The sequence below is a fragment of the Dietzia sp. SYD-A1 genome (assembly GCF_015356725.1).
Taxonomy (GTDB): Bacteria; Actinomycetota; Actinomycetes; order Mycobacteriales; family Mycobacteriaceae; genus Dietzia.
Genome location: NZ_JADDKI010000175.1, coordinates 1 through 21547 on the forward strand (window position 1 = coordinate 1; position 21547 = coordinate 21547).

The 21547-nt window shown below is 66.7% G+C and carries 18 protein-coding genes, 1 pseudogene and 1 CRISPR repeat array; of the genes and pseudogenes, 8 read left to right on the plus strand and 11 right to left on the minus strand.

The genetic code is table 11. The annotated features are described in order from the left end of the window. Positions 1–282 precede the first annotated feature (282 nt). A CRISPR array of direct repeats spans positions 283–675; the repeat unit is 34 nt; unit sequence GTGTCTATCGGCCGTGGCCGGAGGCGAGCTGACC. A 373-nt stretch (positions 676–1048) separates the two neighbouring features. The 3 genes from cas1 (at position 1049) to IY392_RS08045 (ending at position 4103) form a co-directional block, all read left to right on the plus strand. Then, positions 1049–2740: a CRISPR-associated endonuclease Cas1 gene (gene cas1 / locus IY392_RS19685; protein WP_375292903.1), complete on the plus strand. Its 1692-nt coding sequence runs from the start codon at positions 1049–1051 to the stop codon at positions 2738–2740. A 5-nt stretch (positions 2741–2745) separates the two neighbouring features. Continuing rightward, complete coding sequence (cas2, locus tag IY392_RS08040; RefSeq protein ID WP_228549162.1) at positions 2746–3021, plus strand: CRISPR-associated endonuclease Cas2; 276 nt, start codon at positions 2746–2748, stop codon at positions 3019–3021. 314 nt (positions 3022–3335) lie between these two features. Next, positions 3336–4103 carry a hypothetical protein gene (locus IY392_RS08045; protein ID WP_194860923.1) on the plus strand — a complete coding sequence of 256 codons (768 nt, stop codon included), beginning with the start codon at positions 3336–3338 and terminating at the stop codon, positions 4101–4103. A 215-nt stretch (positions 4104–4318) separates the two neighbouring features. On the opposite strand, the pseudogene IY392_RS08050 reads toward IY392_RS08045, so the two are convergent. Continuing rightward, positions 4319–5004 (minus strand): annotated as a pseudogene (locus tag IY392_RS08050) (recombinase family protein). Here IY392_RS08050 and IY392_RS08060 point away from each other — a divergent pair. Beyond that, on the plus strand, positions 4969–7539 hold the full coding sequence (locus tag IY392_RS08060; protein ID WP_194860924.1) for a hypothetical protein: 2571 nt from the start codon (positions 4969–4971) through the stop codon (positions 7537–7539). The pseudogene IY392_RS08050 and the gene IY392_RS08060 sit on opposite strands and share 36 nt — an antisense overlap. A gap of 76 nt (positions 7540–7615) precedes the next feature. Further along, positions 7616–7735 carry a type II toxin-antitoxin system RelE/ParE family toxin gene (locus IY392_RS19690; protein ID WP_194860935.1) on the plus strand — a complete coding sequence of 40 codons (120 nt, stop codon included), beginning with the start codon at positions 7616–7618 and terminating at the stop codon, positions 7733–7735. A 347-nt stretch (positions 7736–8082) separates the two neighbouring features. Here IY392_RS19690 and IY392_RS08070 read toward each other — a convergent pair whose 3' ends face one another. From IY392_RS08070 to IY392_RS08115, 10 genes are all read right to left on the minus strand, one after another. After that, positions 8083–8919 carry a sucrase ferredoxin gene (locus tag IY392_RS08070; protein WP_228549160.1) on the minus strand — a complete coding sequence of 279 codons (837 nt, stop codon included), beginning with the start codon at positions 8917–8919 and terminating at the stop codon, positions 8083–8085. A 73-nt stretch (positions 8920–8992) separates the two neighbouring features. Then, entirely contained in the window at positions 8993–10207 is a 1215-nt protein-coding gene (locus tag IY392_RS08075; protein WP_194860925.1) for a cupin domain-containing protein, read from the minus strand. Continuing rightward, complete coding sequence (locus tag IY392_RS08080) at positions 10208–10462, minus strand: hypothetical protein (protein WP_017836377.1); 255 nt, start codon at positions 10460–10462, stop codon at positions 10208–10210. A gap of 148 nt (positions 10463–10610) precedes the next feature. Further along, on the minus strand, positions 10611–11894 hold the full coding sequence (locus IY392_RS08085; RefSeq protein ID WP_194860926.1) for a CdaR family transcriptional regulator: 1284 nt from the start codon (positions 11892–11894) through the stop codon (positions 10611–10613). A 34-nt stretch (positions 11895–11928) separates the two neighbouring features. Further along, complete coding sequence (locus tag IY392_RS08090) at positions 11929–13344, minus strand: NAD(P)/FAD-dependent oxidoreductase (RefSeq protein WP_194860927.1); 1416 nt, start codon at positions 13342–13344, stop codon at positions 11929–11931. A 70-nt stretch (positions 13345–13414) separates the two neighbouring features. Beyond that, the gene (locus IY392_RS08095) at positions 13415–15253 is read right to left on the minus strand and encodes a DUF3556 domain-containing protein (protein ID WP_194860928.1); all 1839 of its coding nucleotides are present in this window, start codon (positions 15251–15253) and stop codon (positions 13415–13417) included. Positions 15254–15300: 47 nt separating this feature from the next. Next, positions 15301–16776 carry a class I adenylate-forming enzyme family protein gene (locus tag IY392_RS08100; RefSeq protein ID WP_194860929.1) on the minus strand — a complete coding sequence of 492 codons (1476 nt, stop codon included), beginning with the start codon at positions 16774–16776 and terminating at the stop codon, positions 15301–15303. A gap of 161 nt (positions 16777–16937) precedes the next feature. Further along, positions 16938–17468: a hypothetical protein gene (locus tag IY392_RS08105; protein WP_194860930.1), complete on the minus strand. Its 531-nt coding sequence runs from the start codon at positions 17466–17468 to the stop codon at positions 16938–16940. Beyond that, complete coding sequence (locus IY392_RS08110; protein ID WP_194860931.1) at positions 17465–17695, minus strand: helix-turn-helix transcriptional regulator; 231 nt, start codon at positions 17693–17695, stop codon at positions 17465–17467. Before IY392_RS08110 ends, IY392_RS08105 begins: the two co-directional genes overlap by 4 nt. A 64-nt stretch (positions 17696–17759) precedes the next feature. After that, on the minus strand, positions 17760–18566 hold the full coding sequence (locus IY392_RS08115; protein ID WP_309234034.1) for an IclR family transcriptional regulator: 807 nt from the start codon (positions 18564–18566) through the stop codon (positions 17760–17762). A 163-nt stretch (positions 18567–18729) separates the two neighbouring features. Between IY392_RS08115 and IY392_RS08120 the strand changes: the two genes are divergently transcribed. From IY392_RS08120 to IY392_RS08130, 3 genes are read left to right on the plus strand one after another with little or no spacing between them, the layout of a single operon-like run. Then, positions 18730–19596, plus strand: a complete 867-nt coding sequence (locus tag IY392_RS08120) for an oxaloacetate decarboxylase (RefSeq protein WP_194860932.1) — start codon at positions 18730–18732, stop codon at positions 19594–19596. A 3-nt stretch (positions 19597–19599) separates the two neighbouring features. Beyond that, on the plus strand, positions 19600–20856 hold the full coding sequence (locus IY392_RS08125; RefSeq protein WP_194860933.1) for an aconitase family protein: 1257 nt from the start codon (positions 19600–19602) through the stop codon (positions 20854–20856). After that, on the plus strand, positions 20853–21392 hold the full coding sequence (locus tag IY392_RS08130) for a 3-isopropylmalate dehydratase (protein WP_194860934.1): 540 nt from the start codon (positions 20853–20855) through the stop codon (positions 21390–21392). Before IY392_RS08125 ends, IY392_RS08130 begins: the two co-directional genes overlap by 4 nt. The last annotated feature ends 155 nt before the right edge of the window (positions 21393–21547 follow it).

The window sequence follows — 21547 nt, forward strand, 5'->3', positions numbered from 1 at the left end:
CCCACCCTCGGCGCCGGGGACCACGCCGCACTCCGAGGCATCGGCTGTCCACGCTGAAAACTCCCCTCCACACCGGCGGGCTCGGCTCCGACACCGACGGGCCTGATGCACGAGTAGGTGACGTTGATGATGGAAGGGCCTCGTCGCTGGCCGCCAAACGCGATCCCTCTCCTAACAACTCACCAGGACTCCCACTTGCATAGACAGGTCACTCGTCGCGGACAGGAAAGCCAATTGACCGACAGGCAACAGGAACACCACTACATGGGGCCTGACCATCATGTGTCTATCGGCCGTGGCCGGAGGCGAGCTGACCACGCACGAGCAGCCTGCGAGGCCAGCATCCCCGTCGCGTGTCTATCGGCCGTGGCCGGAGGCGAGCGGACCACCCCCGGTCGGTGACGGCATGGGCGGCGGATGGAAGTGTCTATCGGCCGTGGCCGGAGACGAGCTGACCGCCCGGTATTGGGATGTCTGAAGGGCTACGAGTGTGGCGTGTCTATCGGCCGTGGCCGGAGGCGAGCTGACCGCCGGATCCTCAAAAGGCAATCCAGTCACACCGATACCGTGTCTATCGGCCGTGGCCGGAGGCGAGCTGACCGCCCGTGTTTCGCAAAAGGTGAGCGCGTTTCGTTTGGTGTCTATCGGCCGTGGCCGGAGGCGAGCTGACCGCCCCTAGCCGGAATCTACCACGACTGACCAGCGCTGATGCTTGATATTTAGACACCCCCGGTCCCCGTGGCCGATTTGAATTATGCATGGTCGCGCATAACTTTCTGAGCAGCCCCGATGCCCTTCATACCCCCTGTTGTCGACCCTTCGCCCCCTCCATCCCTGTGTGGATAGTTGCCAAGCAGGCAGCAGTCCGTCAACTTCGTCAATTGTGGGGATAGTCGCCATGGGCTACATAACCGACCGTATCGCTTCCGAGTCTACGATCCTCACTGCATGGACGACGACTGTCGAGCGGCTCGATTCGGCCGCCGATTCGGGTGCGTCTCGGGAACGCCGCCGGTGCGAAGGTCATCTCTTGGAGTCTCTTGCCCTCATGTCTGCCCAACTCAAAGACGGGACCTGGACCCCAGGCCCTTTGCGGAGAGTGGATATTCCCAAGGCTAGTGGCGGTCTGCGGCATCTGGAGATTCCCAGTCTGCTCGATCGGGTCGCGGAACGCGCCATCCTTTCTGTGCTTTCCCCTTTAGTCGATCCTGACCTACAACCGGATTCGTATGGCGGGCGTCCGGGTCTGGGAGTCGATAATGCGATCTCTGCTGTTAGTGAGCAGGTCGATGACGGCGCCGAGTGGGTCGTCCGGACCGATCTCGCCGATTGTTTTGCGAGCATCCCCCATTCTGGGGTCCTTGAGTGCCTACGCCCGTACCTCGACGACCCCGAACTAGATGCCATAATGACTCACTTGCTCGAACGAGGTGGTGACGGACGAGCCGATCGCGGTCTGCCCCAGGGCTCCCCGTTGTCTCCGCTATTGGCTAATCTTTACCTCGATCGGCTCGATCGGACGCTCTGGGACCACGGTGTTCATATCGTCCGCTACCTCGATGATATCTGCGCCACCGCCCCCTCCCGCGAGGAAGCTTGCCGCATCCTGGAGGTCCTCGATGCTGAGGCCCGAGTTCGCGGGTTGACACTGTCTCGGGACAAGACAGCGGTCCAACACATCAGCGATGGCACCGTCTTTCTCGGTCGCCCTCTTGGCGGCCAGGCTCACGCCCCCCGGACTGCCCTTCCCCGCCGAGCGACGATCTATCTTCTTGAGCCCGCCACGGCACTCCGTGCCAAAGGGCCCGCTTTCCTGCTGTGCCGGGCTGGCAAGCAGAGACAGCGGCACCCCGCTCGAAGAGTGCGCACGATCGTCTGTGGGCCTCGCGTCTTGATCACGACCGCCGCTCTGGCCCTTGCCAAGACTCACGGCGTCGACGTCGTGGTCACCGATCCCCGGCACGGCGTCACGGCCCATCTCGGATGCGGCACACTCTCCGGCCCTTTGGTGGTCGCGCAATACCGGCAGTCAGACGACCCCGAGCGGCGCATTGAGCTGGCGCGCGCCATGGTCCGGGGAAAAATCTCCAACTGCCGCGTACTCCTCACCCGAACCAAGTCGCGCCGCACCGCTGTGCACCCAGCGACGGTCCGTCGTTTGCATACTCTCTACTGCGCCGTCGACCGCGCCCATACCGTCGCGCAGTTGATGGGGGTAGAAGGGGCGGCGTCGCGGACGTACTTCGACGGCGTGAGGTCACTCATTTCCCACGAATGGCAGTTCGCACGTCGGAACCGACGTCCCCCGCGCGATCCGGTCAACGCGATGCTGTCTTACGGCTACACAATCCTGAGCTCTGAGGTCTCACGCGCCATTGGCGTCGCCAGTCTCGACCCTGACCAGGGATTCCTTCATGCCCGTCGGTCAGGGCGCCCCAGCTTGGTGTGCGATCTCATGGAGGAGTTTCGCCCGTTGATCGTCGATACGACCGTACTTCGACTACTGCGCGGCAAGGAACTTGACCCCAGGGGGTTCGCGTCCACGGCCGACGGTTGCCGGGTGGATGTCTCCACCCGCCGCCTGTTGATCACCGCACTCGAGGAACGACTACTCACGACACTGCTGCATCCGGTCACAAGAGTGACCGTCAGCTATCGTCAGGCTCTCGATACTCAGGCGTCCCTGTTAGCAGAGGCAATTCTGCAATCAGGCCCCTACCAACCTATGGGCTGGCGGTGAGTCCAATGTTCATCCTGGCCACCTACGACATCGTGTCGAATCGACGACGCGAGCGGGTCTCCGACATACTCCACGCACACGATCCCCGAGTACAGCAGAGCGTGTTCGAACTCGACCTCAACGACCACGCGGCACTGGTCCACCTTATGCAGCGAGTCCACGGTCTCCTGGACGACGACGAGGACCAGATCCGCTTCTACATCATCGCCGGACAAGAACAGGCACGGCACATCATCGGAGACCGCCGCCTAGAGGAACGGCAGGCATTCTACATCCTCTGAACCGCCTCGACACGAGGTGACGAAGGCACCGAGAGGGTCATCGTGCGCACGGCGTGAGCCTCCGATATCTATCCACCTCGGCGGAAAGGGATGAACTCACCTCTCGGCGAATTCTGTCATGCGTGACGTGCCCCGATGTGAAGCTTTCGCATACCCCCCACGCCGCCTCCATAGGAATCTTTGTCCGCGCCGTCGCCCATACGTCCTTCACCTGGGAAAATATGAGCACATACCCTTCTTCTTTCTTGCCCACTCGTCGCTTGGTGGGCCCCAGTCGGAAGCAAAGGCGGCAGATCCACGGGCAGACTGGTGGGATGAAGCTGTGGCGGTACCGATTGTCGTGGATTCCTGGATCTGCTGTCTCGGTGGCACTGGATGGCATTCAAAGGCGACACCTCGTCACAGAACTCGTCGGCGTCGACAAAAATCACAACGGATTCAAGACGTGGTCCTCGCACATTGACCTGCCCGGTTCCGAGACTGGCCTTCTACTGGTGGCCAAGACCGTGGATTCGTCCCCATCAACTGTCCTACCCAAGCGGACACTCTTGAGATTCTCGACTGAGGATAGCGCCAACTACTGGCTGGAAGGACGATTGGTATCCATCGCCGAGACGACGCGGGACGAGATTCTTCTCGCAGCCGGACGGGCGCAGCGTTACCGACGAGTCCGCATCGCCACCATGGGCGTGGCAAGCCTTTCCAGGCGTGAGGGTGAGCCGTTACTGAGTGGAGCGATACTCATTCGCGCTCTCGCCAACCGCTGGATGATGGATCTTCGACAGGAGCTCCCTGGGACATCGACCCCCGGACCCTGCCCGCAGAATATCGTGGACGAGCTCTGCGAGAACGTCACGATGACGGCGAACGGCCCGATTCGCCCCGCCCACGTTCGGGTGACGGCAAGGACGAGCGTCCCAGCGAAACAGGCGATCAGCTTCGATGTCGATCTGCGCCTCGGAACTTCCGACCCGCTCGCTCATCAATGGTTCCTCGCACTGACTCATGCTGCACAAATGGGCGGGGTGGGGCTTCACCGAGCGGTGGGCAACGGGATGGTCAGAGTCGTCCCCACGGCTTGAGGGCTGGAGGGATGGGCGCAGTGAAGGAAACGGAAACGGGCGGGTTCTTGAAGTCCAGACTAACGGGCTGGACGTGGGAATCTTCGAGGCACGACCCGGCTCGTACCGACGGATCTAGCTGCATAAACGCCTCCGACCGTGCGACACGGACGGGACCGTGATGCCTCGAAAAGGGGTCCCCCGGCCTGTCGTCGTGAACAGGTACAGGCAGTCGCTCATACGCCGGGGGGCTGCAAACGTTGTCGCTGTAGGGCGCGATACAGCGTGGAACGACCCACGCCCAGATCACGGGCGATCACGGTCGGCCCCTCACCCGCGTCGATGCGGGCGCGGGCCCGTTCGATCTGCCTGTCGGCCAGTACGCGTTTGCGTCCCTTGTACTTGCCATTGGCTTTGGCGATAGCAATGCCCTCGGCCTGTCGTTCCCGGATGATGGCGCGTTCAAACTCGGCGAACGCACCAAGCAGCGACAGCATCAAATCGGCGCGCGGATCCTGGGCGCCGGCGGAGTAGGTGGCTCGTTCGTGGACGAACTCCACACTCGCACCCTTGCGGTGACCTCACCGACAATCTGCTTGAGATCGACCAGGGATCGCGCGAGCCGGTCCATCGAAGCGACGACCAGCAGATCACCGTCCCGCAGGTAGGCAATACACGCGGCGAGCTGCGTACGATCCTCCCAGGACCGGCCGGAGCCCTTCTCCACGAACACCCGGTCACACTCCCCCACCGACTCGAACTGACGGTCCTCGTTCACAGCTGACCTCGGGCAGCACTTGCGCCGCGTCCTGCAGCTGATCAGACCAGTACATGAAACGCCGACCACCTGATGGCGGCAGTTTGTCGGGGTCGGCGAGAATGAGCCGTGTCCATTCCGGTGTCCGAGCAGCGCAAGCTGCATCAGCGCTCTGGTAACCGCTGCGCATTCCCAGGTTGCCGACGGGTGCTGACCGCCGCAGCTACCCCGCACAATCGGTTGGCAGTACTCTGCGAAGACGCGCACATCGTGGCAGAAAAGCCCACCGGACCTCGCGGTGATTCACCGATGACGCTGGTGGAGCGAAATCGGTACGAAAATCTGATCCTGCTATGCAACTACCACCATCAGCAGATCGATTCACAGCCCGAGTCATTTCCCGTAGAGCTGCTCCACCAGTGGAAGTCCCAGCACGAGGAGTGGGTCGAGACGGTTCTGGACGGTGAAGCTGCGCCGCCTGCGCCGACTGCCGCCACCCCATATGCAGTGCTCGGGCACGAAGAGTACATCGACATCGCTACCGAGGCGTCGGAACAACGCCGGCGCCAACGGCGCCTTGGGGCGGGCCTAGAAGAGGCCCAGGCTGAGCGGTCGCTTGGCCAGCACGTTGTAGTTCCGGATTATCTGCGAGTTCTAAACGCTGGCGATGCTTGTGTCTTGGTCGGCGCCCTGGGGTCAGGCAAGTCGGAGATGGCAGAAGAATGGCATCGATCCAACCTGACCACAGCACGAGCGGATTCGGCGGGCCCGATACCGGTGTGGCTCAGCTCGGGGACGCTGAATAAGGCAATCGAAGACTTCCTGGTGGGGGAAATCGGCATCCAGTCGCTGGCGAGTCATGGGGTCGATGTGGTCGTTGATGGCCTCGACGAGCACACCGAGGATGCGACCAGAACGCTCGCCGAGGCTAGGAATCTCGTTAACCGTTGGCCGAAATCGCGAGTAGTGCTCACCGCACGGGCTGTCGACCCAGCTTCACCCGTTCGCGAAGTAGCCGCACCACTCCTGGACGACGGGCATGCCGGTCGGTTGATGACGACCGTTGCTGGACGGCAATTGCCACCCCTGAGTGACCAGCTCACCGAGGCCGCTCGGCGACCTCTGTTCGCGCTGCTCATCGCGCGCCACGCCTCGGCGGCCGAAGGCGCCAACGGCATCCCCGAACTCGTCGACCGCGTCGTCGACGATATCGTCGAACGCGAAGGTTTCGATCTCTACGCCGAGCTAAAGCGATTAGCGGTCGAGACCATCCGCGACGGCAAGCCAATCGATCCCGCGCGATTCACCACGGCGCAGATTGCCGCCCGTGTGCGGGGGTCGTCGCTAGTGACCCGGACAGGACGGACTTGCGCGTTCTCGCTCGCGACCTTCGAGCAGTGGTTCGCCGCCAAAGCGATCCTTGAGGAGGAAGTCGACCTCAATGAGGAAATGACCTCTCTCGAGTCGTTCGATCGGTGGAAGTACGTTCTGGCTATCGTGCTGGCCGCCGGCGAGCCCGGCCGAGCAGACCTGGTGATGGACAGGCTCGTCCGATGGAACCCCGGTGCCGCAGCGTGGGTCATTAAGGAGACACACGCTGGAGGACTCGCGCGCACGAATCCCGACTACAACTCTGCTGACTGGGCAAAAATTGGTGCCCGTCTTCGATTTGCAGCAGAAGCCTGGATCGCAGGACTGGGACCGCTCGCCCTCGCGACATTCCCGGCGCAGATGACCGGAACGGCCAGTCTTGAGCGGATCGCCCTCGCAGTCGATGTGGAGGCATGGTCTCTACGGATTTCGTGGCTAATCCGGGATGAACTTCCCGGACCGCCGCTAGACAGGGTCACCTCACTGTCCGGCGCCTCGCCCTTCGCTCTCAACCGATCAATTTCGTTGAAGACTCATCCCATTACAACGGGTCCCAATTGGATCTGGGAAACCATGCGGGATCACCTCGGCTCTGACATCGGCGAGAGGCTCGCGATCGTCGCCGACCAGGTTGTTTACTCGCAGGACAGTGTTCTCCGAAATGAAATTATCGATATGCGCCGATTGAAGAACCTAGGTTCTCCGATGGTGCCGGAAGACCAGCATCCAGACGCAACGTCTGCGCTCTACCCAGGTCCGGACATCGGCCCGTCCCACGAAGCTCCGTGGGGTCAATATCATCCAGCAACAATCCTGGCCCGTGCCGAGGCCGTCGCCGCTGCGGCGATGAACTGCTACCTCGAACTAACGTCGCTGCTCACCCCAAACTTCGGCGATACTCTCGGTATCCGGGGTCTGATGCCGGTTGAGTTCTACGGCAACGTGCGCCACCCAACCTCTGGCGCCAATGGTCCCGACACTTGGGGACCTCCAGAACCCAGTCTTGCATGGCTGCTGAAACCCATAAGCGCTCACAATGGAGCGCCCCTGGATCGCACCTCCATAATCAACACGGTGTCGCTCACCCTCAACGACGAGGCTCGTGACGCGGAACTTCGCGACGACCATGAAGAGCTCTACAACTGGCACGAGCAACGAATCCTCGGTCGCCCCGCCTACGAGCCGTTCGCGGCGTCGTTCTCAATTCACTTCGGCAGCTTCGACATCCTCGGCTACCGGCCCGCGACTCGCCTCGCACTTAGCTGGCTATGGGACGACCTCAAGTGCCTTGGCTGGTTAGAGGGTACTACGCTTAGATTCCATAATTAACGAATCTCATACCTATTTCGATCATCGATTGAAGCACTCGCGGTGACGCCGCGACCGCCCTGAGCAATCATACTCGCTGGAGGCGAAGGAGTACCGTGTTCGGGTTGGCAGCTACCGCATCGTCTACGACATCGAAGACGACGGCTTTGTTCTACTCGTTCTAGGCGGTGGGCACCGCGGCGTCGTATACAAGTAACAGCTATCTACATGCACACCAGGCAGCGCCACCCTCCCCGAGTTGGAGCATGGTAGTCACGAAGCCCTGTGCGCCAGCGCCACACTGGGCAAACACCACGAGATCGTCGAGTGCCGATCATGTTCGACTATGTGATGTCCCCGGTTCAGTCAGGCTCTGCGGTCCGCAACACCGGCGGTTGAGGAGACAGACGGTCAATAGCCGAGTTCCGCCCTCCGCACGTTGGATAGTAGCGATTCATCGCACCATTGACGGATCGGACCCGGCGATGCATTGTGCTCGTAGTGAGTCGAGGATCGGGAGCGTGATAGATGGTCCCCCGACAGATGGGGCACCCCGCTCGCCCGCTACCCGCCCCCGGAGATCTCCACCAACTCCCACTCCTTCACCGGCCCGGCCGACCGCGCCTGGCACATCGTGAAGATCGGTTCGGAGAACGTCTCCCGCAGACGCACCTCGACCGGGCCGTGCGAACCCGCCAGCGTCACCTCCGCCTGCCCGTCCGATTCGACGACGCCCAACGGGGCGAAGGCATCGATACGGTCGTCCCCGAACGCCATCCGGGCGTGGTGCTGCGCGACCTGCACGGCCGCCGGGTAGCTGCTGCGGCCGCGGAGGTTCCGAGGCTCAACCCGGCCCTCGGTGTAGCGGGTGACGATGTCGGCTGGGTCCTCCGCCAGGTCGACGTGGCCGTAGTAGAGCCCGTGCGGGAGCAGGAGCATGGTGGCGGCAAAACGATCGCCGCCCAGGTGGGAGCACTCCCAGGTCGCCTCGGGGTAGCGCTCGGCGATCAGCGACGTGGCTCGTCGGCCCCGGACCGCGCAGCACTGGTCGTGCTTGCCGTGCGCGCAGATCGCCACCAGCGGCTCGTCGGTCGGTGTGCCGGCGGAGCCGTCGAGCGGGATCTCGGCGTACCCCTCGGGGCCGTCGACCTCGCCCCATCGCAAGGACTCTTGACCGGGGCGGGCGTCGGCCAGAGCCCACCGCCACCGCCGTTGGTCAGGCCGCTTACCGGGCCGGCGGATCGCTGCGACCCGGATGTCGGCGGCCTGGGCGCGCTGGGCGATCTGCCGACCCAGTTCGGGCGGCAGCAAGCTCGGGGACTCGAGCAGCGCCGAGTGCCCCCAGGGACCGCAGAGCTCGAGCATGAGCCACCGCATACCTCGTGAGCCCGAGCCCTCCATGGGATCGCCCCTTCGCAGGGCGGCGTCGCTGCACGGTTCCCAATCGGCTGGCCTGGTCACGCGGTCACCGCACTCACAACGCCACCAGCACGGCCTCCCGCAGCAGCCGCCGGAGAACCACCAGGCCGTCCGCCTCGTCGAGGCCGGGCAATGATCCGGCCGTCACGGGATCCCCAAACATCGCCGCACGCAGGGCCGGGGCGCAGATCGCGGGGAAGGTGATCGACTTGGTCGGCAGCCGGAGGGCCACCGTCTCGCGCGAGCTCTCGTCGAGCGAGCCGTGCAGCCCGTCGCGCCACTGCACCCGGGTGTCGGCGTCGAGCGAGTCGACCGCGTCGAGGGTGGCCAGCGGCCGGATCGCGGCGGGTCGCGTGAGGTCGAGGTACTTCGTCGCGAGCGCATCGCCGGCGAGATCGCTGAGCTCCTCCTGCTTCTCCGCGATCACCCTGGCCAACACGTCGAGGACCTCGCGGGCGTGCGGCTCGGCTCGAGTGGCGTCGGCCGGGGCGAGCCCGAACGGCAACGACGCGCGCAACTCCTCCTCCGAGGCCAGCGCCGTGATCACGGCCTGTGCCATGTCGTGCCCGGTGAGAGGAGCCACGCCCACGGTGAGGTGGATGGAGGTCTCGCCTTGAGCCTCGGCCGAGTGGACCCATCCGCGCGGCAGGTAGAGGCAGTCCCCCGGCTCGAGTACCGCGTCGATCACCGGCTCGTCCCTCGAACGCTCAGCGATCGCCTCGCGGTGATCGGTCCAGGGCTGATCGGGCAGCGGATGGCGGTGGACGGGCTCGTGCACGCGCCACCGCTTGGTGCCGGAGACCTGGAGCACAAAGACATCGTGGACGTCGTAGTGCGGATCGAACCCGCGGTTCGCGGGCGGGGTGATGTACGCGTTGGTCTGCACCGGGTGGCCGACATCCGAGGTCATGCCCCGGACGAAGTCGATGATGGGCGGCCAGAACCGGTGCAGGCCCTGCAGGACGAGCGTCGCCCCGGCGGCGTACTGCGTGAGCACGCCGTCGGGGTCGAGCTGGTCGGCGATCTGCGCGCCGAAACCCGCGGAGCCGGTGAAGCACGACCGGTCGACGAGCGTGCCCTCCCGGGCCATTCGCACGAAGGGTGTACGGACTCCGCGTTCGGCGATGATCTCGTCGACCATCGCCGGCGACAGAAGATCGGAGTAGTCGCGTGGCAGCTCAGCCGCCCGGGTCAGCAGGGGACGCTGACCCCAGACCCGGGCGGCGAACTCATCAGAGCTGCACGCGACGCACCGATGAAGTGCCCGCAATTACTGCGTGCCGTCGGCGCCGCCGTCTGCACCGTCCGGGTTGGAGCCGCCGTCGGCCAGGCCCTCGCCGGCGTCCGCGGAGCCGTCGGCACCGCCGTCGTGGCCGTCCGGGTTCGAACCGCCGTCGGCTGTGCCCTCGCCCTTGCTGGCCGAGCCGTCGGCACCGCCGTCGTGGCCACCGGGGTTGGAGCCGCCGTCGGCGACACCCTCGCCTGAATTAGCGGTGGTCGTCATGTCGTCGTCGTTGATAGCCATGTGCGATCCTCTCGTCGGCGCAGGCGCTGACCTGCGCGGATTCATGCGGTGTCGCCACGTATCCGGATTGGCCCGGACACGATGGGGCTTGCCGTTCCCACTATGCCACCGGATCGACATGGGGCACGACCGGTCGACAGACCGCCGCTCAGGGCCCGTGGCCGAGGTGCTCGTGGACCCGCAACGCCAGGGCGAGGTCGAGGGTGTCCCCCACGCGTCGCTCCGCGTCGAGGTCGGCGAGGATCCGGGTGATGCGGTAGCGCACGGTGTTCTTGTGCACGTGGAGTAGCTCCGCCGTCCGGATCAGGCTGCGGTTCTCGGCGAGATAGGTGGCCAGGGTCTCCCGGGACTCCGCCGCCTGCGGCGTGTCGGCGGCCAGCGGGCCGAGCGTCTCCCGCACCCAGATCCGCGCCTCCGGGGTGTCTTTGGCGATCAGCGCCGTCGCGGCCAGGCCCGGTTCGGCGTAGCTGGTCACCGCACGCGACCGGCGCCCGGTGGCGGTGGCGGTGGTGGTGGCGCAGCCGAAGGCGATCCGGGCCTGCTCGTGGCTGCGCTTGAACCCCTCGGGCCCCCACAGCGGTTCACCCATCGCCAGGTGGGCGCCGCCCATCGACTCCCGCAGCCTGGTCAGGTCGAGGGTCCGCACCGCATCGGCGTCGACCGGGATCCAGTTCCACACGGTCGTCTCGTCGATCGTCACCTGCAGTGGGGGCGCGGGGGCGTCGATCACCCCGGCCGCGGCGAGGATCCTGCTGTGCAACCGGCGAGCAGAGCTCTCCGGATCGGGATCCCACGCGATCACGGCCAGGTGCGTCCGCTTGAGCGCGTATCCGGTCTTGGTCTCGAACCGCGTCGCACCGCGTCCCGGGTCGGTCATGAGGTCCTCGATCGCCGAGACCAGCACGCTGCCCGGCATGTCGCTCCAGCGCTGCCGCTCGGATTCGTAGGCGTTGAGGACGTAGCGGATGATCCAGTCGATGTACTGGTGCTCCATCGTGGCGAACTCGGAGATCACGTCGATGGTGCGCTGCGGCGCCAGGCCACGGGTCTCCATCCGTTGCAGGACCACGCGCTGCATCTCGTGGGCCCCCAGGTGGTATGCGCGGACCAGAGCGTTGGCCGAGACGTTCCGCTGGGCCAGGCGGAAGGCGTACTCGACCGCGGCGGTGGTGGGCTGCAGATGATCGAGCGGGATCTTGTTGCCCATCACGTGCAGGATCGTGCTCACGTTGCCGTGCACACTCGCCGTGAGCAGATCCGTCAGGCCGGTCTCGGCGGACAGGTCGTCGATGGTGTCCGCGATGTACCTGGTCACCGTCGCGACCACCGCGTCGATGTCCTCCGAGAGCTCACGCGCGAGGTCGGCCAACTCGCGGGAGACCGGCGTCTCGTCGTCGTCATCGGAGGTCTCGACCCGGGGGGCGTCACTCATCACGGTCGTCACTCACCACGTTCGGCACTCCCCTCTACGTCCGTAGGTCCTTCAGCGCCGCGCGGGCGGCGTTGTACCCGGGCATCCCGTGGGCACCGGCGCCCGGCGGCGTCGAGGCCGAACACAGGAACACGCCCGGAATCCCGAGGCTATAGGGATCGGCGGAGATCCTGGGGCGAAAGACCACCTGCAGACCGGCGTTGGACCCGCCCACGATGTCGCCGCCCCGCTGGTTCTCGTTCTCCGCCTCCAGCCGCCACGGGGGCGTCACGTGGGTGGCGACGATCCGGTCGCGGAACCCCGGGGCGAATCGCTCGATCTGCGCGGTGATCGCCTCCTTTGCCTGCCCCGGATAACCGGCGGGCACGTGCGCGTAGGCGTACAGCGGGACGGTGTCCCCGGCGGCCCGGCCCGGGTCGGCCACGTACTGCTGGCCCACCAGCACGAACGGCCTCTCCGGCATCCGGCCCAGCGCAACCGCCTTCTCCGCCTGGTGGATCTCGTCGAATCCCCCGCCGAGGTGCACCGTCCCCGCCCTCCCGCAGTCGGGGTTGCGCCACGGGACCCCGCCGGCGACGGCGTAGTCCACCTTGTAGGCCGCCGGGCCGGCGGCGAAGCGGCGGAACGACGACGCGATCCGGTCGGGCATCCGCGAGCCGAAGAACCGCAGCGCGGTGGCCGGGGAGGTGTCGAGGAGGACCAGGTCCGCTGGGGGGATATCCGACGACGACGACACGCGCACCCCCGTGTGGATGCGTCCGCCGTGCTCGGCCAGGTCGGCGGCGAGCGAATCGGCGATCGCCTGCGAGCCCCCCTCGGCCACCACCCACCCGTACTTGTGGCCCGAGGCGCCGATCATCAATCCGACCGCCGAACTCGCGGGCCGGTCGAGACGGGAGTACACGTGGGCGGCGAGCCCGCCGAACAGGGCCCGCCCCCGCTCGGTGCGGAACAGCCTGGCCAGGACCGTCGCGGGCGCCAGGGCACGGGGGCCGAAGAGCGCCAGTTTGTCCGGCCGCCTGGGCACATGGAGGAACGGGCCCATCAGCTCGCCGGCCAGGATGTCGAAGTCCCGGGCCAGATCGTTGAACAACGCGTGCCAGACACGGCCGTCCTCCCCCAGCGCCTCGACCGTGCGGGCCACCGAGGTGTAGAGGAGCCCGGCGTCACCGCTGTCGAGCGGATGGGCGCAGTCGATCTCCGGGCGGAGCCACCGCAGGCCGTGGCGCTCCAGTCCGAGCGTCTGCAGGAAGGGCGACGCCGCCCCCATCGGATGGATGGCCGAGCAGTGGTCGTGGATCAGTCCCGGGACGGTCAATTCGCCGGAACGGGTACCGCCACCGATCGTGTCCGCGGCCTCCAGGACCGTCACGTCGACCCCCTGGCGGGCGAGGTGGACGGCGGCGGCCAGCCCGTTGGGGCCACTGCCCACGATGGTGGCGGTACTCATTGATCTCCTCCGGCGTAGTGGTGGTTCGAGAGCTCATCGGCTCCCCCTCGGCGGTCGCCGCGCGGCTACCTCATGAGCTGACCGCCTCGTCGGCCGCGCGGCCACCCGCTGTGCGGTCACTCGTCGTGCGGCTACCCGTCGAGCGGCTACCCGACGTGGTCCCGCCGCTCGTCCCGGCCCGCCATGTGGTGTACCGCGGGATCGGGCCGTTGGGCAGGTGCGGGAGCGCCTCGACCTCGTCGGCCACCATGACGTACCCCTCCTCGATGATCCCGAGCGCCGCGTCGATGATCTTGTACTGCTGGGTGCCCTTGTGGATGGGCTGCGACTCCATCCACACCACCACGAACTCGCCGGGGGCGTACCCGACCCGCTTCTGGATGGCCGCGATCAGTCGGTGATCGTGGAGATGGCCGTCGCCGAAGTTGAACCCGATGATCGTGTTGGCGGCGAACTCGGCCTCGCGGACGTCGTAGTTCTCCAGATCCTCCCCCAGGTGGTGCATGAGCAGCGAGAACAGTCCACGCCCGTTGCTGTGCAGCGATCGCCACCCCAGGGTCAGGTCGAGCGTCATCCGCGCCACGTCGGGCTCGTACATCGACTCGAGCTGCACGGGCGTCGTCTTGGCCGGGCGGTCGATGAACTCGTCCAGCTTGGCCTCGGCGCCCGGCGCGAACGCCCACAGGGCGGTGGCCCAGTTGCCCGCGTACTGGCGCATGGACGGCAGGAACGACACCAGGTCGGGCCGCAGGTTGCCCAGGATCGGGAAGAACACCAGGCCGGCGACGATGAGGGCCAGCAGGAACGGGTTGGAGAAGTCCGTCACGCCGAAGCCGTCCTGGTTGGGGAATCCGAGGAACAGCACGATCGTGGCAAAGGCGAACAGGATGTTCCACTCCAGCGGGACCGCCAACGGGAACGTGGAGAAGATGAACAGGTGGAAGCACACCATGAGGATGGCGGCGCCGATCGAGAGGTAGATGTTGGTCGAGAACAGCAGGACCAGCGGCGCCACGATCTCCACCAGGGTCCCCAGGACGTGCGCGACGCCCGAGGCCATCCTGGAGGGGCGCAGATCCTCCGGGTACCTGCGGTAGTGCGCCCTCTTGACCGCCTTGGACATCACCCACGGGGTGTTGCTGATCATCGGGGGGATGACGTGGGAGAAGTGCTTGCCCAGTTTGGAGATTCCCGCACCGATCCACACCGTCGCGATGAGCAGCTTGAGCGCCACCACGATGTCCACGAACGGCAGGAACGAGAAGAAGATGATCGCGGGGTAGTACTGCTCACCGCGGGAGGCGATAAAGATGACCTTGTCCCGCAGGCCCATGACCACCAGCAGGACGACCAGCGGCATCACCACGACGGGGTTGACCACCGACTGGTCCGCCATCCCCCGCGCGGCGACCCCGGGCAGGACCACCGCGAGCAGGAGGTTGGCGAGGATCACGCAGTAGAGCACGACGTCGAACAGCGATCGGGTGTCGCCGCGGGTGCCCGGCACCCTGTCCGGCCAGGGTGGGAGCCGGATGCCGCCGACTCTGGTCCAGTAGAGGACGCCGCCGGTCATGGGCTTGAAGCGGCCGCACAGTGGACCCCACGTGCCGCCCAGGCCCATGATCTCCAGCAACATGGTCCACAGGATGGCCTTCTGGTAGACGATCAACTCGTTCCACCAGCTCCCCACGTCGAGCGGGTTGAATCCGGAGGTCAGGGTGGCCAGCGTGATACCGATTCCGATCTGCACGATCAGCACCTTGAACAGGTAGATGACGTTGATCATCTTGGGGGTGCCGAACCCGTGGTCCACCCAGTGCGTGTGCGCGATCCGCACCCGCTCCATGAGCGGGAGCCCGTTGAATTTCGCCGGCTCGATGTCGGGCGGAACGCCCTGCGTGAATCCCATGATGTGCTCCTTTGATGGTGGCGGTAGTGGGTGCTGGCGACGCGGCGCTACGTGAGAGCGGCGACGCGGCGCAGTGAGGGTTTGTCGATCTTGCCGACCGGGTTGCGGGGAAGTTCGTCGACGAAGTGGATGACCGCGGGCAGCTTGATCTTGGTGATGCGCTCGCGGGCGGCCTCGAGGAGTTCGTCCTCGGTGACCTCGGTGTTCGCGTAGGTCACGACGTAGGCGACGGGGATCTCCCCGTAGGTCTGGTGTGGTGCTCCGACGACCGCGCACTCGAGCACCGCGGGGTGCGTGGCCAGGGCGTTCTCGATCTCCTTGGGGTACAGGTTCTCCCCGCCCCGGATGATCATGTCCTTGATGCGGTCGACCAGCGTGAGGTAGCCGTCGGCGTCGAACCTCCCGACGTCACCGGTGTGCAGCCACCCGTCCTCGATGGTGTCCGCGGTCGCGTCGGGCATCCCCAGGTAGCCCTTCATGACCGTGGGGCCCGAGATCATCACCTCGCCGGCCCGGCCGACGGGCAGCTCACCGCCGTCCTGATCGACGACCTTGACGCTGATCCCGGGCAGGGGGATCCCGACGGAGCCGGCCTTGATCGGGCCAGCCGGCGGATTGCACGTGGAGGCGCAGGTGCCCTCGGTGAGGCCGTACCCCTCGACCACCGGGAGGCCGAGGACCCCCGTCACCCGGTCGAGGAGCTCCCTGGAGACGGGAGCCGCGCCGCAGATCGCGCGCCGCAGGCAGGAGAAGTCCCGGTTCTCGGCGCCCGGGGTGTCGGCGAGGGTCGCGAAGATGGCCGGGACGGCGGAGAAGTACGTCGGCCGGTGCTCCTCGATCGCGTCGAGGAAGGTGTCCGGTTTGAAACGCCGAAGCAGGGTGACGCGGCCACCCACGGCGGCGGGCAGGAGAACACTCACGCAGATGGCGTTGACGTGGAACAGCGGCAGGACCAGCAGACAGTGCTCATCCGGGCGGGCGTCGACATGCTCGGCCAGCGCGCGGGTCATGTGCTCGAGATTCGCGTGGGTCAGCTCGACACCCTTGGGCCGTCCGGTGGACCCGGAGGTGTAGACCAGCAGCGCGGTGTCCTCCGGCGCGCACGTGGCGGTGGGCATCGTCTCGCCGGTGGTGGGGCACTCGGCGACATCGAGCACGGTCGGCGAGACGGTGAGCGCGCGGATGGCGTCCGGCGACTCGGTCACCACGACGAGGGTGTTCGAGTCGGCGAGTTGGTGCTCGAGTTCCGCAGGCGCGAGGACCGGGTTGACCGGCGTCGCGACCGCCCGCAGGCTCCAGGCCGCCATCATGGCGATCAAGAACTCGACCCGGTTGGACAGATGTACCGCCACGACGTCCCGCTCGCCGACGCCGTGGCTCGTGAGGATTTGGGCGTACGCGGACACGAGCTGCGAGAACTCGCGGTACGTCAGCCCCGTATTCTCGTCCGCGGCGAAGGGCGAGTCGAGACCCTCGGCCCGGTTCCAGACAAAGTATCCGAGCAGGTCAGTGTGCGTGGGCATCCGGCAACCTTCAACGTGATGGGGATCGGTGTGATCCGCAACACTATGGAGTGGCCAGGTGCCTGAGAACGGCCCAGGACGCCAAAGAAAGGCCGGGCAGTTGTGCCGGGGAGACAGGGGGTGGGCCGCTCAGCGACACGGCCCCCGGCGCACGGACGCTCCTACTTCCCGCGGCTGGCCTTGCGGTAGCTCACGACCGACCCGATCATCCCGGCCACCGCACCGATCATCCCGCCGATCACGGCGCCCTGTGCCGCCCCGCCGAGCGGACCCTCCCCGGGTGTCAGCGTGACGGACGGGGTCGGCAGGAGCGGCTGACCAGCGAAGACGGTGAAGGTCATCGCGGCGAAGACCAGGGCGACGAGCGCGCACCCCCCGACCATGGTGATCAGCGCCGACCTGGCGCCGGATTTCTCGGCGAGGGCGTTGAGGTGCACTCCCCGCCGTCGCGCGTACCACTGGGTCGCCGCCGCGGGCAGGATCGTGAGCACGAGGAGCACCGTGGGGAGCAGGATCAGACCGAACGCCGCCGAGACGACGGCTCCCGCCAATCCCGCGTACAGCCCGATGGTCAGGCCGAACGAACTCGCCTCCATGAAGACCGTGCGCTCCCGCTCATCGCCGTACACCGGGCTGTCGAGGTTCATCACCCGGTCCGACCACCGGTCGAACACGCTGTCACGCTGAGTCATCGGGGTTCCTCCTCCAGGATGAATAGCTCTTCGACCGACCGTTCCAGCGCCCGCGCGATGCGAATCGCCAAATACACCGACGGCGAGTAGTCGCCCCGCTCGACCGCGATGATGGTCTGCCTGCTGACGCCCACCGCCTCGGCGAGCTCGGCCTGGGTGACCCGCTTCTCCTTGCGGTACTCCCGGACCGGGTTCGATCCGACCGCGTCGGACTCTCGAACTGCCATGGGTCGATGTTAAGCGCGCTTGACTTTCTATGTCAAGAGTAGTTGACCCAAGCTCGGGCCTCAATCACCCTCGCGCGGCCTGCAGCGCAGCCGAGATCCGGTGGGCCGCTCGCGTGACGTGCGCGATCTTGGACTCGAGGACCTCGCCGGAGAAGTTCTCGGAGCGGCCCCCGATGCTGATCGACCCCAGCACGGACCCGTCGTCGTCGAGGATCGGTGCCGCGACGGCGGACACCCCCTCGAGGAAGTCGGACTCGCTCACCGAGTACCCGGCGGCGCGCACCTCGTCCAGATGCGCGGCCAGGTCGCCCGGCTCGTGCACTGTGCGGGAGGTATAGGTCTGCAGCCCCGGCCGGATCCAGGTGTCCCGCAGCTCCGGAGAGTGGGCCAGCATCGCGACCGGGCCGGCCGCGGCGTGGTACGGCAGGACGGTCCCGATGTTGATCCCGGCGACGACGAGGCTCCCGCTCCCCTCCACCTTGTCGATACACACGGCACCCTCGTCCGCCGGGACCATGAGGTACGCCGTGTCGCCGAACTCCGCGACCAGCCCCGTCATGAATGATCGCGCGGCCGAGCGGATGTCGAGGCCCGCCAGGGCCGACGCCCCGATCTCGAACAGCCGCACGGTCACCCGATAGCCGCCGTCGGGCGTGCGGTCCACCCACCCCGCGTGGATGAGGGTCGCCATGAGCCGGTGCACGGTCGTCTTGTTCATGCCGCTGACCTCGGTCAGCTCGGTGAGCGTCCATGTGGAGCGGTCGGCCCCGAAGTGGTCGAGGAGCGCGCAGGCCTTGAGGAGCGCGCCCACCAGTTCCCTGCTCTGCGGCGCGTCTGATCCGGACGACGGGGGCCTGGGTGGGCTGGTCACGGGGAGGTCCTGTTCTGTCCGGGTGTCGGGCGGTCCCGCCATCGTAGGCAGCCGACCTCGTGCCCAGCCCGCGCGCCCGCACTTGACATGTGACGCGGACCACGTTTAGGTTCGTACCGCATTACGAAATGCGTTCCGCTATACGAAATGGAGGTGAGCTCGGATGACCGCGCCCACCCTGAAAGACCTCACCTCGGAGAGAATCGTGTACGCGCCGGGCGTGTGGGACGGACTGACGGCGCGGCTGGCCGAGCAGGCCGGCTTCGACGCGCTGTGCGCCTCCGGCTTCGCGATCTCCGCCGCCCTGGGGCTCCTCGACGCCGAGCTCTACACGATGAGCGAGAACCTCACCGCGATCCGCACCATCACCGCCGCCTCCGCACTCCCCGTGGTCGCCGACATCGACACCGGGTACGGCAACGCCGTCAACGCCGCCCGCACGGCGACGATGTTCGTCAAGGCCGGCGTGCAGGGCATGTTCATGGAGGACCAGGTCTCCCCCAAGTCCTGCCCGATCTGCGTGGGCGACCCCGTCGACCTGATCTCCGTGCCCGAAGCGGTCGGCAAGATCCGCGCCGTCCGCGACAACACCCCGAACGACGTCCTGCTGATCGCCCGCACGGACGCCACCGGCGACGAGGCACTCCGGCGCGGCCGGGCCTACGTCGAGGCCGGCGCCGACATGATCATGCCGGTCACCAAGACCTTCAGCACCGTCGAGGAGTGGCAGCGCTGCCACACCGAGGTCGGGGTCCCCCTCATGGCCACGCTGACCGCGTCCACCTGGACGGAGCGGGAGTTCACCCCCGAGGTCCTGGACCAGATCGGCGTGCGCTTGGCGTTGCTTCCCACCCAACTGCTCATGGCCACCACCGGCGCGGCACGCACGGTGCTGGGTCGCCTCGCGGCGGGTGAGCCCCCGGCCGAGGTGAGCGCGGACGCGATGGCCCACCACGAGTTCGTCGAGATGATCGGCTTCCCCGAGGTCGAGGCCATGCAGAACGAGTACCTGCCCGCGAAGGGGGCGTGACCGATGGGCTTCACGATCGCCGAGAAGATCCTCGCCAGGACCACCGACCATCCCACCGTGCACGCGGGTGAGAACCATGCCGTCCGGCCCTCGCGAATGATCGCCTACGACTTCCCTGGCTACACCGACGACATGTTCCGGCAGATGCACGAGGATTTCGGCATCACCCGGCTCGAGGACCCCAGCCGGTACGTGGTGTTTATCGACCACATGCTCACCAGGAAAGACCAGCGGGAGACCGAGGTCCACCAGGTGACCCGGGACTGGTGCGAGTTCTACGGCATCGAGCTCCACGAGGCCCAGGGGATCGGCCACCAGCTGACCGCCGAGCTCGGCCTGGCGACCCCCGGCGACTTCCTGGTCCACTTCGACGGCCACATCAGCGGGGTGGGCGCCTTCAACGCCCTCGGCTGGGGCATCCGACGCGACCTCATCGAGGCCTGGGTCACCGGGCAGGTGCACGTGGACATCCCCCGGACCACCCGGTTCGAGCTCACCGGGACGTTCCCGGACGGGGTGGACAGTCGCGACCTGGTCCACACCATCATCGAGCTGGTGGGCGCCGACGGCTGCGCCCACCAGGTCATGGAGTTCGGCGGCCCCGGTGCCCGCGACATGGCGATCGACCACCGGCAGGGCCTGTGCGGGATGGCGATGTTCACCGGCGCGGTCTCGGCGATCTTCGAGCCCGACGACGTCTCGATCGCCTACGCCAGCGAGGTCGCTCGCGGGGAGTTCGAGCCGGTCTACCCCGACGCCGACGCCACCTACGCCGCGCGCCACAGCATCGACCTGTCGACCCTGGTGCCCCGCGTCGTCCGGCCGGGCTCGGCGCGCGTCGCCAACACCTCGACGGCCGCCGAGCTCGAGGGCACCCCCATCACCCGCGCCTTCATCGGGTCCTGCGCCAGCGGACGCATCGAGGACCTCCGGGCCGCCGCCCTCGTGCTCGACGGGCAGAAGGTCGCACCGACGGTCGAGCTCAACATCGTCCCGACGTCCAAGAAGGTCTTCGCCCAAGCCGAGGCGGAGGGGATCCTCGACGTCCTGCGCACCGCCGGGGCGACGATCGCCGAGTCCAGCTGCGACTTCTGCTTCGGCTACCAACAACCCCTCCGACCCGACGAGAACTGCATCTCCACCGGCGTCCTCAACATCACCGGCCGGATGGGCAGCCCCGAGGCGAACATCTACATGGGCTCCCCGTACACCGTCGCCGCCAGTGCGATCACCGGCACCATCGGGGAGGCCTCCCGATGAGCGCGTACCCGCCCCCGCCCGACGTCATCACCGGCCGCGTCGCCTGGGTCTTCGGGGACGACTTCGACATCGACCTGGTGGTGGGCGTGGCCAACATCAAGACCTACGACCGCGAACTGTTGCGGGCGGCCTGCATGCAGGACTTCGACCCCGGCTTCGCCGAGCGAGTCCGGCCCGGCGACATCGTCGTGGGGGGCCGGAACTTCGGCTACGGCCATCCGCACTACCCGCCGATGATCGCCCTCCGGGACCTCGGTATCGCCGCTGTCGTCGCCGAATCGTTCTCCCCCGGTTTCTGGCGCGGCGAGACCTTCAACGGCATGCCCCTGATCACCATCCCGGGGGTCACCGCGGCGGTCTCGACGGGCGACGAGATCACACTCGACTGGCGAACCGCGACCCTGGAGGCCGCCACCGGCACCCGGATCACGGGCACCCCACCCAACCCTCGTACCGTCGCGATCATCGAAGCCGGCAGCTCGTACGACCTACTGCTGGCCGAGCACGCCCCCGCGCGGACCTCATCACCGGCCTGACCCGGCCTTCCCCCCCTGCTCCTCACCGCCACCCCTAACCCTCCTGACCTCCAAGGACGCGACACCATGACCGACGTTCACCAGCCGCAGCACCACGCCGCGGCAGCACCTCCTGACGCCGCCCACCCCACGGCGGGGTCGACACAGCGCACCCC

Bases quoted from the DNA above. Each gene is read 5' to 3' on its own strand.
- IY392_RS08045 (WP_194860923.1), top strand. From the start codon at position 3,336: ATGAAGCTGTGGCGGTACCGATTGTCGTGGATTCCTGGATCTGCTGTC.
- IY392_RS08095 (WP_194860928.1), bottom strand. From the start codon at position 15,253: ATGGGATTCACGCAGGGCGTTCCGCCCGACATCGAGCCGGCGAAATTC.
- IY392_RS08100 (WP_194860929.1), bottom strand. From the start codon at position 16,776: ATGCCCACGCACACTGACCTGCTCGGATACTTTGTCTGGAACCGGGCC.
- IY392_RS08090 (WP_194860927.1), bottom strand. From the start codon at position 13,344: ATGAGTACCGCCACCATCGTGGGCAGTGGCCCCAACGGGCTGGCCGCC.
- IY392_RS08105 (WP_194860930.1), bottom strand. From the start codon at position 17,468: ATGACTCAGCGTGACAGCGTGTTCGACCGGTGGTCGGACCGGGTGATG.
- IY392_RS08120 (WP_194860932.1), top strand. From the start codon at position 18,730: ATGACCGCGCCCACCCTGAAAGACCTCACCTCGGAGAGAATCGTGTAC.
- IY392_RS08110 (WP_194860931.1), bottom strand. From the start codon at position 17,695: ATGGCAGTTCGAGAGTCCGACGCGGTCGGATCGAACCCGGTCCGGGAG.
- IY392_RS08125 (WP_194860933.1), top strand. From the start codon at position 19,600: ATGGGCTTCACGATCGCCGAGAAGATCCTCGCCAGGACCACCGACCAT.
- cas2 (WP_228549162.1), top strand. From the start codon at position 2,746: ATGTTCATCCTGGCCACCTACGACATCGTGTCGAATCGACGACGCGAG.
- IY392_RS08070 (WP_228549160.1), bottom strand. From the start codon at position 8,919: ATGGAGGGCTCGGGCTCACGAGGTATGCGGTGGCTCATGCTCGAGCTC.
- IY392_RS08130 (WP_194860934.1), top strand. From the start codon at position 20,853: ATGAGCGCGTACCCGCCCCCGCCCGACGTCATCACCGGCCGCGTCGCC.
- IY392_RS08080 (WP_017836377.1), bottom strand. From the start codon at position 10,462: ATGGCTATCAACGACGACGACATGACGACCACCGCTAATTCAGGCGAG.
- cas1 (WP_375292903.1), top strand. From the start codon at position 1,049: ATGTCTGCCCAACTCAAAGACGGGACCTGGACCCCAGGCCCTTTGCGG.
- IY392_RS08085 (WP_194860926.1), bottom strand. From the start codon at position 11,894: ATGAGTGACGCCCCCCGGGTCGAGACCTCCGATGACGACGACGAGACG.